This window comes from Streptomyces nitrosporeus, assembly GCF_008704555.1.
GTDB lineage: Bacteria > Actinomycetota > Actinomycetes > Streptomycetales > Streptomycetaceae > Streptomyces > Streptomyces nitrosporeus.
On record NZ_CP023702.1, the window covers coordinates 1,173,170 to 1,191,672 of the forward strand.

20 protein-coding genes are annotated in these 18,503 nt (G+C 72.4%); 6 read left to right on the top strand and 14 right to left on the bottom strand.

The window, feature by feature from the left end; translation table 11 throughout:
* Positions 1–4: 4 nt before the first annotated feature.
* Entirely contained in the window at positions 5–427 is a 423-nt protein-coding gene (locus CP967_RS05115) for an ATP-binding protein (protein WP_150486789.1), read from the bottom strand.
* Between the two features lie 252 nt (positions 428–679).
* Between CP967_RS05115 and CP967_RS05120 the strand changes: the two genes are divergently transcribed.
* Entirely contained in the window at positions 680–1,078 is a 399-nt protein-coding gene (locus CP967_RS05120) for a guanyl-specific ribonuclease (protein WP_150486790.1), read from the top strand.
* Between the two features lie 138 nt (positions 1,079–1,216).
* Positions 1,217–1,612: a barstar family protein gene (locus tag CP967_RS05125; RefSeq protein ID WP_150486791.1), complete on the top strand. Its 396-nt coding sequence runs from the start codon at positions 1,217–1,219 to the stop codon at positions 1,610–1,612.
* Positions 1,613–1,642: 30 nt separating this feature from the next.
* Here CP967_RS05125 and CP967_RS05130 read toward each other — a convergent pair whose 3' ends face one another.
* Together CP967_RS05130 and CP967_RS05135 are read right to left on the bottom strand one after the other, a co-directional pair.
* The gene (locus CP967_RS05130; RefSeq protein ID WP_150486792.1) at positions 1,643–3,385 is read right to left on the bottom strand and encodes a pyruvate dehydrogenase; all 1,743 of its coding nucleotides are present in this window, start codon (positions 3,383–3,385) and stop codon (positions 1,643–1,645) included.
* A 124-nt stretch (positions 3,386–3,509) separates the two neighbouring features.
* A complete protein-coding gene (locus tag CP967_RS05135) occupies positions 3,510–5,057 on the bottom strand; it encodes a protein phosphatase 2C domain-containing protein (protein WP_150486793.1) in 1,548 nt (515 codons plus the stop codon).
* Between the two features lie 264 nt (positions 5,058–5,321).
* On the opposite strand from CP967_RS05135, the gene CP967_RS05140 reads away from it, so the two are divergent.
* Positions 5,322–6,308 carry a helix-turn-helix domain-containing protein gene (locus CP967_RS05140; RefSeq protein WP_150486794.1) on the top strand — a complete coding sequence of 329 codons (987 nt, stop codon included), beginning with the start codon at positions 5,322–5,324 and terminating at the stop codon, positions 6,306–6,308.
* Between the two features lie 126 nt (positions 6,309–6,434).
* Positions 6,435–6,917 carry a DUF456 domain-containing protein gene (locus CP967_RS05145; RefSeq protein ID WP_150486795.1) on the top strand — a complete coding sequence of 161 codons (483 nt, stop codon included), beginning with the start codon at positions 6,435–6,437 and terminating at the stop codon, positions 6,915–6,917.
* On the opposite strand, the gene CP967_RS05150 is transcribed toward CP967_RS05145, so the two are convergent.
* Both CP967_RS05150 and rsgA read right to left on the bottom strand, forming a co-directional pair.
* Positions 6,863–8,272 carry a bifunctional transcriptional activator/DNA repair enzyme AdaA gene (locus tag CP967_RS05150; protein WP_150486796.1) on the bottom strand — a complete coding sequence of 470 codons (1,410 nt, stop codon included), beginning with the start codon at positions 8,270–8,272 and terminating at the stop codon, positions 6,863–6,865. The genes CP967_RS05145 and CP967_RS05150 overlap by 55 nt on opposite strands.
* Before the next feature lie 179 nt (positions 8,273–8,451).
* Positions 8,452–9,618, bottom strand: coding sequence for a ribosome small subunit-dependent GTPase A (gene rsgA, locus CP967_RS05155; RefSeq protein ID WP_150486797.1), 1,167 nt, complete (start codon positions 9,616–9,618; stop codon positions 8,452–8,454).
* 360 nt (positions 9,619–9,978) lie between these two features.
* On the opposite strand from rsgA, the gene CP967_RS05160 reads away from it, so the two are divergent.
* Positions 9,979–10,479, top strand: a complete 501-nt coding sequence (locus CP967_RS05160) for a DUF5949 family protein (RefSeq protein ID WP_150486798.1) — start codon at positions 9,979–9,981, stop codon at positions 10,477–10,479.
* 157 nt (positions 10,480–10,636) lie between these two features.
* Here CP967_RS05160 and CP967_RS05165 read toward each other — a convergent pair whose 3' ends face one another.
* The 6 genes from CP967_RS05165 to CP967_RS05190 form a co-directional block, all read right to left on the bottom strand.
* Positions 10,637–11,044, bottom strand: coding sequence for a rodlin (locus tag CP967_RS05165; protein ID WP_150486799.1), 408 nt, complete (start codon positions 11,042–11,044; stop codon positions 10,637–10,639).
* A 103-nt stretch (positions 11,045–11,147) separates the two neighbouring features.
* Entirely contained in the window at positions 11,148–11,336 is a 189-nt protein-coding gene (locus CP967_RS05170; RefSeq protein ID WP_150486800.1) for a hypothetical protein, read from the bottom strand.
* A 126-nt stretch (positions 11,337–11,462) separates the two neighbouring features.
* The gene (locus CP967_RS05175) at positions 11,463–11,873 is read right to left on the bottom strand and encodes a rodlin (RefSeq protein WP_150486801.1); all 411 of its coding nucleotides are present in this window, start codon (positions 11,871–11,873) and stop codon (positions 11,463–11,465) included.
* Positions 11,874–12,053: 180 nt separating this feature from the next.
* Positions 12,054–12,341, bottom strand: coding sequence for a hypothetical protein (locus tag CP967_RS05180; protein WP_150486802.1), 288 nt, complete (start codon positions 12,339–12,341; stop codon positions 12,054–12,056).
* Between the two features lie 243 nt (positions 12,342–12,584).
* A complete protein-coding gene (locus CP967_RS05185) occupies positions 12,585–12,818 on the bottom strand; it encodes a chaplin (RefSeq protein WP_190175403.1) in 234 nt (77 codons plus the stop codon).
* Positions 12,819–13,043: 225 nt separating this feature from the next.
* Positions 13,044–13,445, bottom strand: a complete 402-nt coding sequence (locus CP967_RS05190) for a rodlin (RefSeq protein WP_150486803.1) — start codon at positions 13,443–13,445, stop codon at positions 13,044–13,046.
* A 286-nt stretch (positions 13,446–13,731) separates the two neighbouring features.
* Between CP967_RS05190 and CP967_RS05195 the strand changes: the two genes are divergently transcribed.
* The gene (locus CP967_RS05195; RefSeq protein WP_150486804.1) at positions 13,732–14,532 is read left to right on the top strand and encodes a chaplin; all 801 of its coding nucleotides are present in this window, start codon (positions 13,732–13,734) and stop codon (positions 14,530–14,532) included.
* A 60-nt stretch (positions 14,533–14,592) separates the two neighbouring features.
* On the opposite strand, the gene CP967_RS05200 is transcribed toward CP967_RS05195, so the two are convergent.
* From CP967_RS05200 to CP967_RS05210, 3 genes are read right to left on the bottom strand one after another with little or no spacing between them, the layout of a single operon-like run.
* Positions 14,593–15,528 (bottom strand): dihydrodipicolinate synthase family protein, encoded by a 936-nt coding sequence (locus CP967_RS05200; protein WP_150486805.1) that lies wholly within the window; start codon positions 15,526–15,528, stop codon positions 14,593–14,595.
* Positions 15,525–16,532: an ABC transporter ATP-binding protein gene (locus CP967_RS05205; protein ID WP_150486806.1), complete on the bottom strand. Its 1,008-nt coding sequence runs from the start codon at positions 16,530–16,532 to the stop codon at positions 15,525–15,527. The genes CP967_RS05200 and CP967_RS05205 overlap by 4 nt, the downstream gene beginning before the upstream one ends.
* Positions 16,529–18,502 carry a dipeptide/oligopeptide/nickel ABC transporter permease/ATP-binding protein gene (locus CP967_RS05210; RefSeq protein ID WP_150486807.1) on the bottom strand — a complete coding sequence of 658 codons (1,974 nt, stop codon included), beginning with the start codon at positions 18,500–18,502 and terminating at the stop codon, positions 16,529–16,531. Before CP967_RS05210 ends, CP967_RS05205 begins: the two co-directional genes overlap by 4 nt.
* Position 18,503 lies beyond the last annotated feature (1 nt).

Sequence of the window (18,503 nt, forward strand, 5' to 3'; positions counted from 1 at the left end):
CCTGTCAGGCCCTCCCCCCGGTCAGTTCGAACCAGACCACCTTCCCCAGCGTCTGGGCCAGGACTCCCCAGGAGTCCGCCAGGCTCTGCACCAGGAGCAGCCCCCGGCCGTGCGTACCGTCGTCGGCGTTCGGTACGTACGGCGCGGGCTGCCCCTCCGTCATGAAGTCGCGCACTTCCACCCGTAGCCGTCCGGGCGCCGAGGTCACCGTGACGGCGGCCCCGTTGCGGGTGTGTATCAGCGCGTTGGTGACCAGTTCGCTGAGCAGCAGTTCGGCGGTGTCGGTCTCCTCCGGGCCCGAGCGGTGACGCAGGAATCTCCGCAGTTCGCCCCGCACCTCGCCCACGGCCGAGAGGTCGGTGTGCCCGACCCGCCGGTACAGCCGCTCCGGCCGGCTCCTCCCCCGTGGTGCCGCGTCCCCTGCCATGAGCCGTTCCGTCTCCCCCGCTCGCACCTGTGTGCACACTCCTTCGTTTCCGTCAGTTGTCGAACGCCTACACGGGATGCATGCCCCACCGGCGGGCGCTCACGCGTTCCCCGACGCCAAGCCCTGAACGCGGCGGGCGCCGGCCCGGGTGCGGACACACCGGCGGCACCGTTCGTATTCACAGACAACTCCCAGAAGATTCACATGGGTTGGCGTTGACGAACCGATGTCTACGCGCGTCATCATGGATACATGCGAATCCCCCCACGGTTCACCACCCTCGGCGGCGTCGCCGCCCTCCTGTCCGTGTTCCTCGTCGGCGCCCCCACCGCCGCGACGGCCGCCACCGCCCCTTCCGCCGCATCGGTCGGCAGCGTCTGCTACTCCGCTCTGCCCTCCCAGGCGCATGACACGCTCGGCCTCATCGAGGAGGGCGGCCCGTTCCCCTACACCCAGGACGGCACCGTCTTCCAGAACCGGGAAGGCGTCCTGCCGAGCCGGTCGACGGGGTACTACCACGAGTACACCGTCATCACGCAGGGCTCGGACACCCGTGGTGCCCGGCGGATCGTCACGGGCGAGGCGGCCGAGGAGGACTACTACACCGCGGACCACTACGAGTCCTTCGACCTGGTCGACCACGGCTGCTGACGGCACCGCCCCGGTCCGGTCCGCGCCGCCGTCCCCCACCGGCGGCGCGGACCCGCGGGTCCGGCGCCCGGCCGGAGCCGTGGCCGTCCGCGCCCGTTCACGTCCGTCCGCCGGCGGCCCTCCCTGTACCCTCGCCGCATGACCGCGACCGTGACCTATGTGATCGAAGGCTCCGAGGTCACCGGCCTGGCACGTTTCTTCGAGCTGTTCGGCGAGGCGGTGAACGGCCCAGGAGGCTACTTCGGCCGGAACCTCGACGCGTTCGCGGACTGTCTGGGCGGTGGCTTCGGTACTCCGGACGACGGTTCCTTCACCATCGAGTGGCGCGACCACGCGCTGTCCGCCCGTGCCCTGGGGCACGAGGAGACCGCCCGCCGGCTGGAGGCCCTGCTGCCCCGTGTCCATCCCGCGAACAGGGCGCGGACCGAGCGGGAGCTGGCCGAGGCCCGGGCGGGCCGGGGGCCGACCCTCTTCGACGTCCTGGTGGAGATCATCACCGACCGGACCGCGCCCGGGACCCTGCGCCTGCGCTGAGGCCGTCCGGCGGCGGCCCGGCCGCGGAACTCAGGGGCGCGGCACGTTACGGAGGTTGGAGCGGGCCATCTGGAGCATCCGCCCCACTCCCCCGTCCAGCACGATCTTGCTCGCCGAGAGGGCGAAGCCGGTGACCATGTCGGCGCTGATCTTCGGCGGGATGGAGAGCGCGTTCGGGTCGGTGACCACGTCGACCAGCGCCGGACCCTTGTGCTTGAAGGCGTCCCTGAGCGCGCCTTCCAGCTGCTTGGGCTTCTCCACCCGTACGCCGTACGCCCCCGCCGCCCGGGCGACCGCCGCGAAGTCGGGGTTCTTGTTAATCGTGCCCGAGGACGGGAGGCCGGCGACCAGCATCTCCAGTTCGACCATGCCCAGGGAGGAGTTGTTGAACAGCACGATCTTCACCGGCAGGTCGTACTGGACGAGGGTGAGGAAGTCCCCCATCAGCATGGAGAACCCGCCGTCGCCGGACATCGACACGACCTGCCGGTTCCGGTCGGTGAGCTGGGCGCCGATGGCCTGGGGAAGGGCGTTGGCCATCGAGCCGTGGCTGAACGAACCGATGACCCGGCGCTTGCCGTTGGGCGTGAGGTAGCGGGCCGCCCAGACGTTGCACATCCCGGTGTCGACCGTGAACACCGCGTCGTCGTCGGCCAGTCCGTCGAGCACGGACGCCACGTACTCGGGGTGGATCGGCACGTGCTTGTCGACCTTGCGGGTGTATGCCTTGACGACGCCCTCCAGCGCGTCGGCGTGCTTCTTCAGCATCCGGTCGAGGAACTTGCGGTCCTTCTTGACCTGGACGCGGGGCGTCAGGCAGCGCAGCGTCTCCTTCACATCGCCCCAGACCGCCAGGTCCAGCTTGGAGCGGCGGCCCAGGCGCTCGGGGCGCACGTCGACCTGCACGATCTTCACATCGGTGGGGAGGAAGGCGTTGTACGGGAAGTCGGTGCCCAGCAGGATGAGCAGGTCGCACTCGTTGGTCGCCTCGTAGGCGGCGCCGTAGCCGAGCAGTCCGCTCATCCCGACGTCGTACGGGTTGTCGTACTGGATCCACTCCTTGCCGCGCAGCGCGTGTCCGACCGGGGCCTTCACCCGTTCGGCGAACTCCATCACCTCCGCGTGCGCCCCGGCGGTACCGCTGCCGCAGAACAGCGTCACCCGGTCGGCGGCGTCGACCAGCCGGCAGAGTTCGTCGATCTCCTCGTCACCGGGCCGTACGGAGGGCCGTGAGGTCACGAGGGCGTGCTCGACGGACTTCTCGGGGGCCTGCCGGCCGGCGATGTCCCCGGGCATCGAGACGACGCTGACCCCGCCGCGTCCGACGGCGTGCTGGATGGCCGTCTGGAGCAGCCTCGGCATCTGCTGCGGGTTGGAGATCATCTCGTTGTAGTGGCTGCACTCCTGGAAGAGGAGTTCGGGGTGGGTCTCCTGGAAGTACCCCAGCCCGATCTCGCTCGACGGGATGTGCGAGGCCAGGGCGAGGACCGGGGCCATCGAGCGGTGGGCGTCGTAGAGGCCGTTGATGAGGTGCAGGTTCCCGGGCCCGCACGATCCGGCGCACACCGCGAGGTTCCCGGTGATCTGCGCCTCGGCACCGGCGGCGAACGCGGCGGTCTCCTCGTGCCTGACCTGGATCCAGTCGATGGCGGCGTTGCGCCGAACGGCGTCGACGACGGGGTTCAGGCTGTCGCCGACGACGCCGTACATCCGCTTGACGCCTGCTCGGACCAGGATGTCGACGAACTGTTCCGACACGTTCTGCTTGGCCATGGGTGCGCACCCTCTCTGCCTGTGTTCCGTGCACATGCGGCTGTCCCGGCTCCGGAGCCCGAAACACCGGCCCGGGAAACCGTCCGGGCGGACTCCGTTGTCCATCAACCCATGGTGTGCGCGGTTACGCCTCCCAGACCGCGGCGGCCGTACGGTCCTCCGCGTACCCCTTGGTCCGCAACTGGACGTCGGCGAGATAGGCGGGCAGTCCCGGCGGTTCGCCGGCCGTCCAGCGGCGGGCGAGTTCGTCGGAGAGCGCCGGGACGTCGTGCATCGGCTCGGCCAGCCCCCGGCCGCAGAGCAGCAGGATGTCGCCGGGCGCGGCGACGGAGGCACGGAACCGGAAGGGCTCCGCGGGCGGTGGCGGCGGGCCCCCGGCGTACGGGGACAGGGGTGTGGTGATCCGCAGGTCCATCGTCAGCCGGTCGCCGCCGGCCGTCTCCTCCCGCTCGTCCGCCGTGGCGGGGACGAGGGGTTCCAGGTCCTGCCAGGTGCCGTTCCGCAGCCGGAAGAGCCCTCCGGCGCCGACCCCGAAGAAGACCCGGGTGCGGCAGCCGGGGTCGGCGGACAGCAGCAGGCAGCGCAGGCCGGCGGTGTACCCGGACGGTTCCAGGCCGAGATCGGCGGCACGGGCGCGCAGTCTGCCGTAGGTGCGGTCGGTGAGCCGGTGGAGCCCCGACTTCAGGTCGCCCCGGCGGCCGGCCCGTATGTCGTCGGAGAGCCGGGCGTGGCTGCGGGCGACGGAGCCGCCGATCCACCGGCAGGCGTCGGTGGCGGCGAGGTGCGTGTGGGCGGTCCCCCGGGCGCCGCAGGCCACCGCGACCAGGACGAGGGCGCTGTCGCCCGTGCCGAAGCGCGCGGTGAGCAGGGCTTCCCGGCGGGGCTCCCCGCGGAAGCGGGCGGAGTCACCGCGTACGGAGGCGGCCCGGAGGGTGTACGTCCCGTACCGGGCGCCGTCCAGGGCGGTGTCCGGTACGAGCCCGTCCAGGTCGTCGGCGCCGGACACGGGCAGGGCGGCGGGCTCGGCGTCGTAGGTGGGCGGCCGGTCCCCCACGTGTCCGACGACGGGCCGCGGGCCGGCCGGGGGTCCGGTCCCGCTCCCCGCGCCGGCCTCGGCATCCGCTCCGGAACCGGACCGGGCGGAGGGCGGCGCGGGCGGTGGTGGCGCGGCGAAGGTCCGGGGCCCCGGAGCCGCCCCCCGGGCGCCGGGTGCCTCCCAGGGCGCGGGCGGGAGGGCCGGCGCGGCGGTGGGCGGTACGGGCGGCGGCGCGGCGGTGGGCGGGGCCGGGGGGAGTCCGGCGGCCGCGGGAGGCGGGGCGGGGGGAGGCGGAACCGCTGAGGGAGGCGGAGGTACCGGTGCGGGCAGTGGTGCCGGGGGTGGCGGCGGGGTGCGCGGGCCGGGAACCGGTGTCGCCGTGACCGGGTGGTCCAGCGGGTCCGGCGCCCCGCCCTCCTCTTCCGCCTCCCCCTCGGCTCCGGCGTCCCCGGCCGCATCCGTCCCGCCCGCCGCGTCCGTCCCGCCCGCCGCTGAGTCGAAGCGGTCGTCGGTGCTGCCGGTGCTGCCGGTGCTGCCGGACACGCTGCTCGGTTCTGTGTCCGAAGTGGACTCCTCGTACAGCCGGCGCCACCAGTCGTCCTCGTGGGCGGCGGGCTTCTCCCCCTGCTGGCTCATGCCCCCCAGTGTCCACCGCACGGCCCGTGGGCGGCCTCGCCATCCGGGAAACCGGGCCGGAATTGACGCACCGGCAGGTGACCGGGCAGGTCCGTGCCCCCGGGCCGTCGCCGCGCGCCGCGGTGCACGGGCGCTGACCAAGGGCCGGACGGCACGGGGCATGATGGGCCCCCGGCGGGTTTGTGCCGTGGCTGTTTTCCGCCACGGCCTGTGGCCGTACGAGCGCGGCGACGCGTGCACCGACACCTGGGGAGGGCCGGGAAGATGCTGGCAGCGATAGGTCTCGACGAGAGGCAGGAAGCGGCCTACCGCGCCCTCGTCGCCGTGGGCGCGGCGGAACTCCCCGATCTGGCGCGCCGGCTGGCCCTGCCCGAGGGGGAGACGGAACGGGCGCTGCGCGGGCTGGAACAGCAGGGGCTGGTCGCCCAGTCCTCCGCGCGGGCGGGGCGCTGGGTCGCGGCGCCGCCCGGGGTGGCGCTGGGTGCTCTGCTGACACAGCAGCGGCACGAGCTGGAACAGGCCGAACTGGCTTCCGCCCTGCTGGCCGAGGAGTACCGGGCGGAGAGCGCCGAACCCGCGGTGCACGACCTGGTGGAGGTGGTGACCGGGGCGAGCGCGGTGTCCCACCGTTTCCACCAGTTGCAGCTGGGGGCCACCACGGAGGTGTGTGCGCTGGTCACGGGCAAGCCGATCGCGGTCTCCGGCATGGAGAACGAGTCGGAGGAACGGGCCGCGATGCGCGGGGTCTCCTACCGGGTGGTCGTGGAGCGCGACGTGCTCGCGCTGCCGTCCGGGATCATCGAGCTGTCCGCCGCGCTGGGCCGCCACGAGCAGTGCCGGGTGGTGGACCGGGTGCCGACGAAGCTGGTGGTCGCCGACGGGACGCTGGCGATGGTCCCGCTGACGAGCCGGGCCGCCGAGCCCGCCGCGCTGGTCGTCCACGCCAGCGGGCTGCTGGAGTCGCTGACGGGGCTCTTCGAGGCGGTGTGGCGGGAGGCGATGCCGCTGCGGCTGGGCGCAGGCGGTGTCCAGGAGGAGTCCGGCCCGGGTCCTGACGCCACCGATCTGGAGATCCTCTCCCTGCTGCTGGCCGGTCTGACGGACGCCAGTGCGGCGAAACAGCTGGACCTGGGTCTGCGGACGGTGCAGCGGCGGGTGAAGGGGCTGATGGAGCTGACGGGCGTCTCGACCCGGCTGCAGCTGGGCTGGCACGCGTACGAACGGGGCTGGGTGGCCCGCGCGCCCCGCTGACCGGCCGCCGGGCCCCGGCCGGTCCGTCCGCTTCCCGCGCTCCTCCCGCCCGGGGCCGCGCGGCCCGCCCGGTCGCCGCCGCCCCGCTGACAGGCAGGACCGGCCCGGCTCCGGCACGCTGGTCGGATGAGTGTGTGGCAGCTCGTTGCCGTCGCCGCGGTGATGCTGCTCGGCCTGGTCGGTGTGCTGGTGCCGGGGGTCCCCGGGCAGGCGATCGTCTGGGCGGCGGTGCTGTGGTGGTCGTTGACGGACCCGTCACCGGTCGCCTGGGGCGTGCTGATCGGGACGACGGGGCTGCTGCTGCTGAACCAGGCGCTGAAGGCGCTGCTGCCCGCCCGCCGGCCGAGACGGTCGGGGGCGCCCCGCAGGACCTTGCTGCTGGCCGGTCTCGTGGCGGTCGCGGGTTTCTTCGTGGTGCCGGTGGCCGGCGGTGTGCTGGGGTACACCGGCACGGTCTACGGCGCGGAGCGGCTGCGGCTGGGCAGCCACGGCGCGGGGCGCACATCGCTCAGGTCGGTGATGCGGGCGTCGGGGTACTCGGTGCTGCTGGAGCTCTACTGCTGTCTGCTGCCGGTGGGGGCGTGGCTGGGCGCGGAGATCTGGGCCTGAGCCCGGCCGAGCCGCAGATGGCGCACGGCGTACGAACGCCACGGCCGCAGCCCCCCGGTGCCCGGCGTGCCGTACGGGTCCACGTCCGGGTCGCCCAGCGCCCGCATCCGGATCAGGGCCGCGGTCCGCGGGCCGGTCCCCGGCAGGCCGCACAGCGCCCGCTCGGCCCCGTCCCTCTCGGCCCCGGCGTCCAGCCGCACCGTGCCGTCGGCCAGCGCCGTCGCCAGGGCCCGCAGCGCGGGGTCGTCCGCCGCGTCCGCCAGTACCGCCGGCTCCGGGAACAGGTGGGTCAGCCCGCCGGTCGGCGCGTCCAGCGCCTTGCCGAACCGCTCCACCAGGCCGCCGGCGGCCGCCGGGCCCACCAGGGCGCGTACGGCGAACTCCTCGGGGTCGGCGGTGCCCGGGGAGCGCAGCCCCGGGCGGGCGGTGACCAGCGGTGCCAGGCGCGGATCGGCGGCCAGCGCCTGGTCCACGGCGTACGGGTCGGCGTCCAGGTCGAACAGCCGGCGCAGCCGCTGGACGGCGGTCGTCAGGTCGCGCAGGTCGGTGAGGTGGATCCGGGTCTCCAGCCAGGGGCCGGCGGCGGACTCGGCGACGGCCGCCACTCCGGTGCCGTACGGGAGCCGCAGGGTGCGCCGGTACGTACGGAAACCGGTGGTACCGGTGACCTCCTCGATCCGGGGCACGGCCTCTTCGGCCAGCAGGTCGAAGGTCTCGCGCACCGCGTACGGGCCCCGGTGGGCGAGCCTCAGCGGCACACCCGCCCCGCTCCCGGCGGAGGTGCCGGGGCGCGTACCGCTCCCGGTCTCGGAGCGCAGGGCGGTGGGGGTGCGGGCGTAGATCTGCCGGATGGTGTCGTTGAACTGGCGCACGCTGGCGAACCCGGACGCGAAGGCGATCTCGGTGACCGGCAGGTCCGTGGTCTGCAACAGGACGCGGGCGGTGTGGGAACGCTGGGCGCGGGCCAGGGCGACGGGACCGGCCCCCACCTCCGCGGTGAGCTGGCGCTGTACCTGCCGGGCGCTGTAGCCGAGGCGGTCCGCCAGTCCCGGGACGCCTTCCCGGTCCACCACGCCGTCGCCGATCATCCGCATGGCGCGGCCGACGACATCGGCGCGGACGTTCCACTCGGCGGAGCCGGGCACGGCGTCCGGGCGGCAGCGTCTGCACGCCCGGAAGCCGTGGCCCTGCGCCGCGGCGGCGGTCGGGAAGAACCGCACGTTCTCCCGTTTGGGGGTGACGGCGGGGCAGCTCGGCCGGCAGTAGATGCCGGTGGTCGCGACGGCGAAGAAGAACTCCCCGTCGAAACGCGCGTCGCGGCTGCTCACCGCCTCGTACCTGGTGCGTTCGTCCATCACACCGTCCAGTGTGCGCCCGTCGGCCGAGCCTCACCAGCGGTTTCCGGACACCGTGTACAGGGTGCCGACCAGCGGTTTCCGGACACCGTGTACGGGGCGCCGGCCCGCGGTTTCCGGACACCGTGTGCGGGGCGCCGCCCGCCCCCGGGGGGCTGCCGGCGCCCCGGCCGGTCCCGCTACCGGAAGCGGCCCCGCTTGGCCTTCGCGGCGGCCTTCCCCTCGGCGCCCCGGCGCTTCCACTCGCGCAGCGTCTCGCTGCGCAGCCTGGCGTCGGACCTGGCCTCGATGCGCCGGTTCTCCCGGAGCAGCTTGCGGTAACTGTCCAGCCGCCGCTCGGCGAGGGTGCCGTCCTCGACGGCGCCCAGTACCGCACAGCCCGGCTCGGTTTCGTGGGCGCAGTCGTGGAAGCGGCACCGGGCCGCCAGTTCCTCGATCTCGGAGAAGACCTGCCCGACACCCGCCCCGGCGTCGTAGAGACCGACACCGCGCAGCCCGGGGGTGTCGATGAGCACGCCGCCGCCGGGCAGGACGAGGAGGTTGCGGGTGGTGGTGGTGTGCCGTCCCTTGCCGTCCACGTCGCGTGCGGCCTGGACCTCCATCGCCGGCCGGCCGAGCAGGGTGTTGGCGAGGGTGGACTTGCCCGCGCCGGAGATGCCCAGCAGGACGCTCGTGCCGTCGGCGACGACCGCCCGGAAGTCGTCCACGCCCTCCCCGGTGACGGAGCTGACGGGGAGCACCCGGACGCCGGGGGCGACGCGTTCGACGTCCTGGACGAGATGGGACAGCGTCGTGGCGTCCGGCACCAGGTCCGCCTTGGTCAGCAGCACGATCGGGTGCACCTCGTGCCGCCGGCCCCCGGCCCCGTCACCGAGCAGCGCGGCGCCGTCGGTGCTGGACATGGCCAGCGCGAGGAAGCGTTCCAGCCGTCCGGGGTCCAGCTCGACGGCGAGCGAGGCGCAGATGACGACACGGTCGATGTTGGTGGCCAGCACCTGGCCCTCGGACCGCTGCGAGGAGGTCGAGCGGACGAACGCGGTACGCCGGGGCAGCAGGGTCCGGACGAATCGCGGATCGCCGTCGGGGTCGACGGCCACCCAGTCGCCGGTGCACACGATCCGCATGGGGTCGCGGGGCACCACGAACGCGGTGTCCGCACTGAGCGTGCCGTGCGCCGTGACCACGTCGCACCGCCCGCGGTCCACCCTCACCACACGGCCCGGCAGGAGTCCCCGCTCGGCGTAAGGGGCGAAGACCGCGGCCAGGTCCGCGTCCCAGCCGTACGGAACCAGCGGGTGCGAAGCGGCGGAAGGAGAAGAGGAAGCCGGAAGAACGGGGAGAGACAAGGGAAACCCTTCACAGGGTGGCCCCGGCGACGCGCGCTCGGGCGCGAAGGAACGAAGGTCGGTCAGCCGGCGGCCACGGAGGTGGGAACGGTGTGCTTCGGGTCGTGGGCGGTGCCCACCGCGACGACGGTCATCACTGTCCTCACCTCCGGTCCTGTCGGATCTCCTCGAACTCGGCACACCATAACGGGGAACGGTCCGCCGGCGTCAACGCGTTTTTTCCGGCCGCCCTCCCGCGGATACCCCGGCGCCCGCGCTTTGCGGTCCTGAAGTACGGTTTGACTCCGGTATCGGCAAATCTCCCTCGATCAGGTGATAGCCACATACATGACCTGGTCCAGGAGCATTAGGGTGCCGGACATGACCTCTTCTCGGACCGCCACCAGCACATTCACACAAGCCCAGTTGGGCACCCAGGCCCTGATCGGCTGGAGCGGTGAGCACCCGGACGGCGACCGCGGTGTCGCCTTCCTCCTCGCCTACTCGCTCGGCGACGGCCAGGACGGCCCGGAGACCGGCGAGCTGGCCCTGCGTGCGGCTCTGGAACGCAGCGGACTGCGGATCGGCGGCGAGACACTGGACGGCTCCCAGCAGCCGGGCCTTCCGGTGAAACTGGTCGTCCAGGCAGGCCAGGCGGTGCTGACGATGCCTCACTTCAAGGCCCAGTACACCGTTCCGCGGGAATGGCTGGCGGTTGCGCGGTCGGAGGGCGTGGTGCACGGCATGTTCGCGACGCGCCCCTGGCCCGCGGCCGTCCCCGGGCAGCCGGTCGGCGAAGAGCTGCTGCGCTCCTTCGTCTGCGACCCCGAGACCGTACGGACCTCCGCGCACTGCCTGCTGCCGGTACGCAGCCTGGGCTGACCACCCGGCCATGACGGACAGGGCGGCGCATCCCCGCGCCGCCCTCACGGACACGACGATGCCCACCACCCCCGTGGGGTGGTGGGCATCGTCGTGAACGGCGCCGTACGACGGGGAGGCGGGCCGCTCCGGAGCGGCCCGCCTCCCGGGAACGGCGTCAGCCGTTGGCGATACCGTTGCCGGAGAGGAGCGGGATGTCCGACAGGATGTGCGACAGCGGCTCGTCGCCCTTGGCCTGGGTGGAGTTGTCCGTGCACTGCTGGTTCTGCGGGTTCGACAGGACGTTGACGTCCTGGACCGTGATCGGGACGAGGCCGATCAGCGACCCGACGTTGGCCTTGGCCGGGACGCCGAGGCAGAGCTTGTTGAGCGAGCCCTGCACCAGGCTGAGCTGCGGGCTCATGTCGCCCTCGGTCTCCGAGGTGCCGAACTCCGACTCGGAACCGTTGCCGTTGACGACGGTGGTGCCCATGTCGTTGCCGATCGCCATGGCCGAGGGGGCCGCGGCGGCGGAGATACCGAGCAGGGACACGGCCACGGCTGCGCCGGCCATCATCTTCTTCATGACGTCTCACCTTTCGACGCGTCCTGTGGGGACGCAGTAAATGAACCGGGACCGGCGCCCCGTCGCACCGGTCGATGTGGTGCCGGCGTTCCCGGCTGCGGACCTACGTCCTGCGGGCTGCCGGGACGAAGGCCCTTGTGTGCTCCTGTGCCGCCACCGCCGGTGTCTCCCGCCCGGGTTCACGCCCCTTCTCCCGCCATTCGGCGAGCAGCCGGTCGTAGATCGGCGTGGGCGTGGGGTGGCGGGAGACCCCGGCGGTGGCACGCCGGAGCTGTTCTTCGTACGGGTCCATGGGGTGGCCCTACCCGGCAGGCCGGGCCTCGTCTGCCGCGGATACGGCAACCGGACCAATGCCCGCACCAAAGGACTACTCCGCTCACACGGCCGGCCCCACGTACCGGCGGCCGTGCGCCGGGCGTCAGTTGTTTCCGGCGCCGTTGGCCGAGAGAATCGGGATGTCGTTGAGGATGTGCGACAGCGCCTCGTCACCCTTGGCCTGGGTGGAGTTCTCGGTGCACTGCTGGTTCTGCGGCGAGGACAGGATGTTGATGTCCTGGACCGAGATCGGAACGAGGCCGAGGAGGGAACCGATGTTGGCCTTGGCCGGCAGCGCGATGCAGGGCTTGTTGAACGACCCCTGGATCAGGCCGATCTGAGGGCTCATGTCACCCGAGGTGCTGCTGTTTCCGTAGTACTGCACGGCACCGTTGCCGTTGACCGCCGTGGTGCCCATGTCGTTACCGGTCGCCATGGCGGCGGGAGCCGCGACGGCGGACACGCCCGCGACGGACGCGGCCATGGCCGCCGAAGCCAGAATCTTCTTGATCATGAGAGAGCCCTTCTGGATGTGCTGTTGCTCGGCCGGACCGGACACGCGGAACACGCGCGCCGCACTGGCCGAAGTGATGCCACTTCACTCGGACGGTGCCGTCTTCGGCCGGGCGGGAGTGCCTGGCCTGGCACCGGAGAACATGCGCTGAATGGAGGGATGCTGTGAGGGGTGCGGGAGTCAGCCCCCGACGGGCAGGCCGCCGAGCAGCGGGGCGGCCTCCGCGGCCACACCGGTCGCCTCGTCCGCCAGCCTGCTCACGGTGCCGTCCTCGTGGATCTGGCGTGTCACGCCGCCGACCGTGTCGACCAGCGGGTCGACGGCCTGCGGGGTGCTGGCCATGAGGTGGTTCACGCCGGTGGTGAGACTGAGCGTGGGAGAGGTGGGAGCAACCGCGAAGGCGGGCGCAGCCGTTCCGAGGGCGGCCACGGAACCGGCAACGAACGCGGCGGTCTTCGCGTACTTCACTTCTGTTCTCCTTCCACAGCGGCGTGGTTTCCGGTCGCGTTCCCGCGCCGCACAAGCCTTCTGCACCTGTGGCATCCACCGCTTTCACCAGGTACAACGATCGGAGCACGTACCGGAAACTGTGCGATGCGCATTTTTTTCGCGAAGTTCATGAACCGGGATGATGCGGGCACGGAAACGCCCCGCGACCGGTTGCGCGGTCCGGGGCGTTCCGGTGACTGCGATCGGCTCGGTGCGAGCCGGTCAGCTGTTGACGCAGGTGTTGCCGAAGGCGGGGTTCAGCAGACCGATGATGTTGATGCTGTTCCCGCAGACGTTCACCGGGATGTGGACCGGCACCTGCACGACGTTGCCGGACAGCACGCCCGGGGAACCGGCCGCGATGGCACCGGCGCCCGCGTCGGCCATGGCCGGGGTGGCGGCGCCCAGCGCCATGAGGGCTCCGGCGGCGATGGCGGCGACCTTGGTGTACTTCACTTTTCGTCCCTTTCTGCTGCGGAGTCCTGACGCGGACACGTCTTTCGTACCGCGCGGGCGCCCTCAGGAGGGACACATCCGTGACTCCGGAGCTGCAATCCGTAACGAATCAGCGGGCGGCGGGTGACTCCCCGGAGGGGGTTTCCCGGAAATCCGCCCGAATGCCACAGGACCGGGCCGCACGATGGAGGAATGTCGGCGGCCCGGACCGGTCGTGGAGGCTGCTCAGCTGTTGCCGGCGCCGTTGCCGGAGAGGAGCGGGATGTCCGACAGGATGTGGGACAGCGGCTCGTCGCCCTTGGCCTGGGTGGAGTTGTCCGTGCACTGCTGGTTCTGCGGGTTCGACAGGACGTTGACGTCCTGGACCGTGATCGGGATGAGGCCGATCAGCGACCCGACGTTGGCCTTGAGCGGCAGACCCACACAGGGCTTGTTGAGCGAGCCCTGCACCAGGCTGAGCTGCGGGCTCATGTCGCCCTCGGTCTCCGAGGTGCCGAACTCCGACTCGGAACCGTTGCCGTTGACGACGGTGGTGCCCATGTCGTCGCCGATGGCCATGGCGCTGGTCGCGGTGAGACCGAGGATGGAAGCGGCGACGGCACCCGTAGCCAGAACCTTCTTGATCACGATTAACCCTTCTCGTACCGAGTGCTCCGCGGCGGAGCTTCCTGATCAACTCCCGGCCCCGCGTTTGGTTTCCCCCATTCATCCGAATGCCGGGCACGCGACCGGCGCACGACAGGGCGCCCGGAGCGCACGAACGCGCGCACTTAACTCTTTCGAGTGGTTACAAAATTTCCACGACTCTCCGAGTTTCCCCGTAGCCCCTCGATCGTTATGCAGTCGTCCGCGTACATGGGAATGACTTTCCATCCGGGTCACCGCCCGCGCGAATTCCAATGAAGGGCAAGTAATGCGACAGGTTCTGAACAAAAGCATGGTCGTCATGGCGGCCGCGTCGGGGATCCTGGCCGCCGCCGGCGGCTACGCCCACGCCGATGCGTCGGCCGACGGTGTGGCGGCGGGTTCGCCCGGCGTCGGCTCGGGCAACGCGGTGCAGGTGCCGGTCCACATCCCGGTGAACGTCTGCGGGAACACCGTCGATGTGATCGCGCTGCTGAACCCCGCATTCGGCAACACCTGCGCCAACGTCGGCTCGGGTGACCAGCACGGCTCCGGCCACGGTCACGGCTCCGGCCACGGCTCCGGCCACGGTCACGGCTCCGGCCACGGCTCCGGCTCCGGCTCCGGAGCGGACGCCGAGGCGGTGGCCGCGGGTTCACCGGGCGTGCTGTCGGGCAACCTGGCCCAGGTCCCGGTGGACGTCCCGGTCAACGCCTGCGGCAACTCGGTGGACGTCGTGGGTCTGCTCAACCCGGTGTTCGGCAACACCTGCGTCAATGACAGCGGCCACGACGGTGGTCACGAGATCCCGCCGGTCGACCCGCCCTCCCCCGAGCCGCCCACCACCGAGCCCCCGGCCCCCGAGCCGCCCACCACCGAGCCCCCGACCAGCGAGCCGCCCACCAGCGAGCCCCCGGTGCAGGAGCCCCCGGTCAAGGAGCCCCCGGCCGACCCCTCCGTGCCGAACACCCCCGACACGCAGCTCGCCGAGACCGGTGCCGGGCAGATCGGCCTGGCCGCCGGTGCGAGCGCCGCACTGCTGCTGGGCGGTGCGGTGCTGATGCGCCGTAACCGCGCCGCACGCGACTGACACCGCACGCGCGAAGGGGCCCCGGCATCGGGTGATGCCGGGGCCCCTTCCTTCGTACCGTCAGACGCGGGAGAGTCCCGCGCGGTCCAGGTACGCCGCGATCATCGCGGTCTCCGTCCCGTCCAGGCGGCGCATCGGCGGGCTCATGACGTTCGTGGCGATGACGCCGCGCAGCATCAGGGCCGTCTTGAACGCGCCGAGACCCGCCGCGGTGGCCGATGCGGTACCGGGGACCGCCGCCCCCACGATGTCGAACAGGGCCACGAGCCGGTCCTGTTCGGCGGCCGCGGCCGCCCAGTCACCGCGTACGGCGGCCTGGTGCAGCCGTACGTAGCCGTGCGGGTCCACGTTGCCGAGGCCGGGGACGGAGCCGTCCGCACCGCTCAGCATCATGGCGTCGACGACGAGTTCGTGGCCGGTCAGGACGGAGAACCCGGGCAGGTCCCTGGCTCCGATGGCCAGCCGCCGGAAGGCTCCGTCGTCACCGCTGGAGTCCTTCACCCCGGCGAGCACCCCGTCCGCGGCGAGCGGCAGCAGCAGCTCCGGGTCCAGTTTGCTGTGGACGCAGACCGGCACGTCGTAGGCCAGCAGCGGGGCGTCCACCGCGGCGGCGATGTCCCGGAAGTGCCGGTCGATCTCGGTGGGGTGGGTGCGGGTGTAGAACGGCGCGGTGGCGACGACGGCGTCGGCACCGAGGGCGATCGCCGCGCGGGCCCGCTCGACGGCCCGGTTGGTGGTGGTCTCGATGGCGCCGACGAGGACGGGCACCTGGCCCGCCGACGCCTTGGTGACGACCTCGATGACCTCGTCCTGCTGGGAAGGGGTCAGATAGGCGGTCTCGCCGGAGCTGCCGAGGGCGAAGAGGCCGTTGACACCGCCGTCCAGGAGGTGGCCGACGACCCTTTCCAGGGATCCCCGGTCCAGTGCGCCGTCCGCGGTGAGCGGGGTGACGACGGGCGGGATCACTCCGGTGAAGGGGGTGGCGGGGGCGGTCATGCGGTGCTCCTTGCGGGCGGTACGGGGGCCCGGTCCCCGGCGGGGGACCCGGGGGTCTGGGGGTGGACGCAGTGCCAGCGGTGTCCGCCGGGACCGGAGGTGTTCGGAGGGAAGACCGTGGCGCACGCGTCGTCGGCCTTCCAGCAGCGGGTGCGGAAGGGGCAGCCGGACGGCGGGTTGGTGGCCGAGGGCACCGGTCCGGTGAGGATGATGCGCTCGGTGGCCTCCATCAGGCTGGGGGTCGCGGAGAGCAGTGCCTCGGTGTACGGGTGCCGGGGCGCGCCCGCCACGTCCGCGGCGCGCCCCTCCTCGACGATGCGGCCGAGGTAGAGGACGGCGATGCGGTCGGCGAGGTAGCGCACGGTCTGGATGTCGTGCGAGATGAACACCATGCCGAGGCCCAGGCGTTCGCGCAGGTCGACCAGGAGGTTGAGCACCTGGGCGCGCACGGAGACGTCGAGCGCGGAGGTCGGTTCGTCGGCGACGACGATCTCCGGTTCGAGGGCGAGGGCGCGGGCGATGGCGACGCGCTGGCGCTGTCCGCCGGAGAGCTGGCCGGGCAGGGCTTCGAGGGTGTGTCCGGGCAGTCCGACGAGGTCGAGGAGTTCGGTGACGCGGGCTTCGCGGGCCTCACGGGTGCCGCGCCGGTGGACGTCCAGGGGGTCCCGCAGGATCTGGCGTACCGTCAGTCTGGGGTTGAGCGCGGTGGAGGGGTCCTGGAAGACGACGCCGACGGCGGATCCGAAGTCCTTGCGGCGTTCGGCGGCCGGCATGTCCCAGAGGTCGCGGCCGTGGAAGAGGACCTCGCCCTCGGTGGGCTTCTGGAGGCCGGTCAGGACCCGGGCGAGGGTGGACTTGCCGCAGCCGGACTCCCCCACCAGGCCGACGATCTCGCCGCGGGTGACCTCCAGCGTGGCGTCGGTGAGCGCGTGCACGGCGTCGCGGCTGAAGAGTCCTCCCCCGCGTGCCTTGTGGCGTACGTGAACGCCGTCGAGCCTGATCACAGGGCGCTCCCTTCCAGCTTCTTCGCGGCGGCCCCGGCCGGGTGGTGGCAGGCGTAGCCGTGGTCCGTGGTGGTGGTGTGTCCGGTGAGTGCCGGGGCGGTGGTGCGGCAGAGGCCGGTGGCGGCGGCGCAGCGGCCGGCGAAGCGGCAGCCCTCGCCGAAGCCCTGGGGGGCGGGGACGACGCCGCGGATCTGGTGCAGGCGCTCGGCGCCGGCTTCCAGGGAGACGACGGAGCCCAGGAGGCCGCGGCTGTAGTGGTGGGTGGGGGCGGTGAGGACGGACCGGGTGGCGCCGATCTCGGCGAGGCGTCCGGCGTACATGACGGCGACGCGGTGGGAGAGGTCGCCGACCAGGGCGAGGTCGTGGGAGACCAGGACCATGGCGAAGCCGAGTTCGTCGCGGAGCTCGACGAGGAGTTCGACGACCTGGGCCTGGACGGTGACGTCGAGGGCGGTGGTCGGTTCGTCCGCGATCAGCAGGCGCGGGCTGCGGGACAGGGCCATGGCGATGAGGACGCGCTGGCGCTGTCCGCCGGAGAGCTCGTGCGGGTAGCTGCGCAGGATGCGTTCGGGTGAGAGGCCGACGAGTTCGAGCAGTTCGGCGGGGGTCTTGGTGCCGCCGCGTGAGGTGAGCTGCTTGAGCTGGGTGCCGACGAGGACGGAGGGGTTGAGGGAGGAGAGCGCGTCCTGGTAGACCATGGCGATCTCGGGGCCCATCAGGGCGCGGCGCTCCCTGGGCGGCAGCTTCAGCAGGTCCCGGCCGCGGTAGAGGATCTCGCCGCTGACCTCGGCGTTGCGCGCGAGGAGGCCCATGACGGCGAGGCTGGTGATGGACTTCCCGCAACCGGACTCGCCGACGAGGCCGAGGGTCTCGCCCTCGTGGACGGTGAAGTCGAGCCCGTCGACGACGGGGATGTCGCCGTAGCGGTCGGGGAAGCGGATGGCGAGGTCGCGTACGACGAGGAGTTCGGCGGCGTCCTCGCGTACCGGGGTGAGGGCGGGTCCGGTGGCTTCGATGTGCCGGGCGAGCCTGGCGAGGGCCGCGTCGACGTCGACGGTGGAGGCGGCCTCGACCGGGTCGGGGGCCGTGGTGCTCTCGGGTCCGGCCGCGGGGCGGGCGCTCTTCGGTGCGGCGGAGGCGTCGGTGAGGCCCTCGGAGAGGACGTTGAGCGCGAGGACGGTGACCAGCAGGGCGAGGCCGGGGAAGAAGGTGGCCCACCAGCCGCCCGCCAGCAGGATCTGCCGGCCGTAGGCGAGGACGCTGCCCCAGCTGGGGTCGGGGTCCTGCACGCCGGCGCCGATGAAGGAGAGGCTGGCCTCGAAGATGATCGCCTCGGCGACCATGACGGTGGCGAACACCATGACGGGGGCCATGCAGTTGACGGCGACGTGGCGGAGCACGATGTAGCCGCGCCGGGCGCCGATGACCTTCTCCGCGGCGACGTAGTCCTCGCCGTACTGGGCGAGGACGTTGGCGCGGACGACGCGGGCGAGGGAGGGGGTGTAGACGAAGGCGATGGTGAAGATGATCACCGGGATGCTGGTGCCGAAGACGGCGACCAGGACGGCCGCGAGCGCGATCGGCGGGAACGACATCACGATGTCGAGGGTGCGCATGACCGATTCGTCGCCCAGCTTGCGCGAGGTGGCGGCGAGCGAGCCGAGGACCGCTCCCGCGACGAGGGCGACGGCGGTGGCGCCGAGGCCGATGACCAGCGAGTAGCGGGCGCCGTGCACCACGCGGGCGAAGACGTCGCGTCCGGCCCGGTCGGTGCCGAACCAGTGGTCGGCGCCGGGTGCCTGGACGGGCGTGCCGGTGGTCAGCGGGTCCTGGGTGAGCAGCGGGGCGAGTACGGCGCCGAGGAGGACGAGGACCAGGACCCCGAGGGCGACGCGGGAGGTGGCCGGGAGCGCGCGGAAGGCGATGCCGGGTCGGGAGAGCTTTTTGGCCAGGCGGCCCGTGGCGAACATG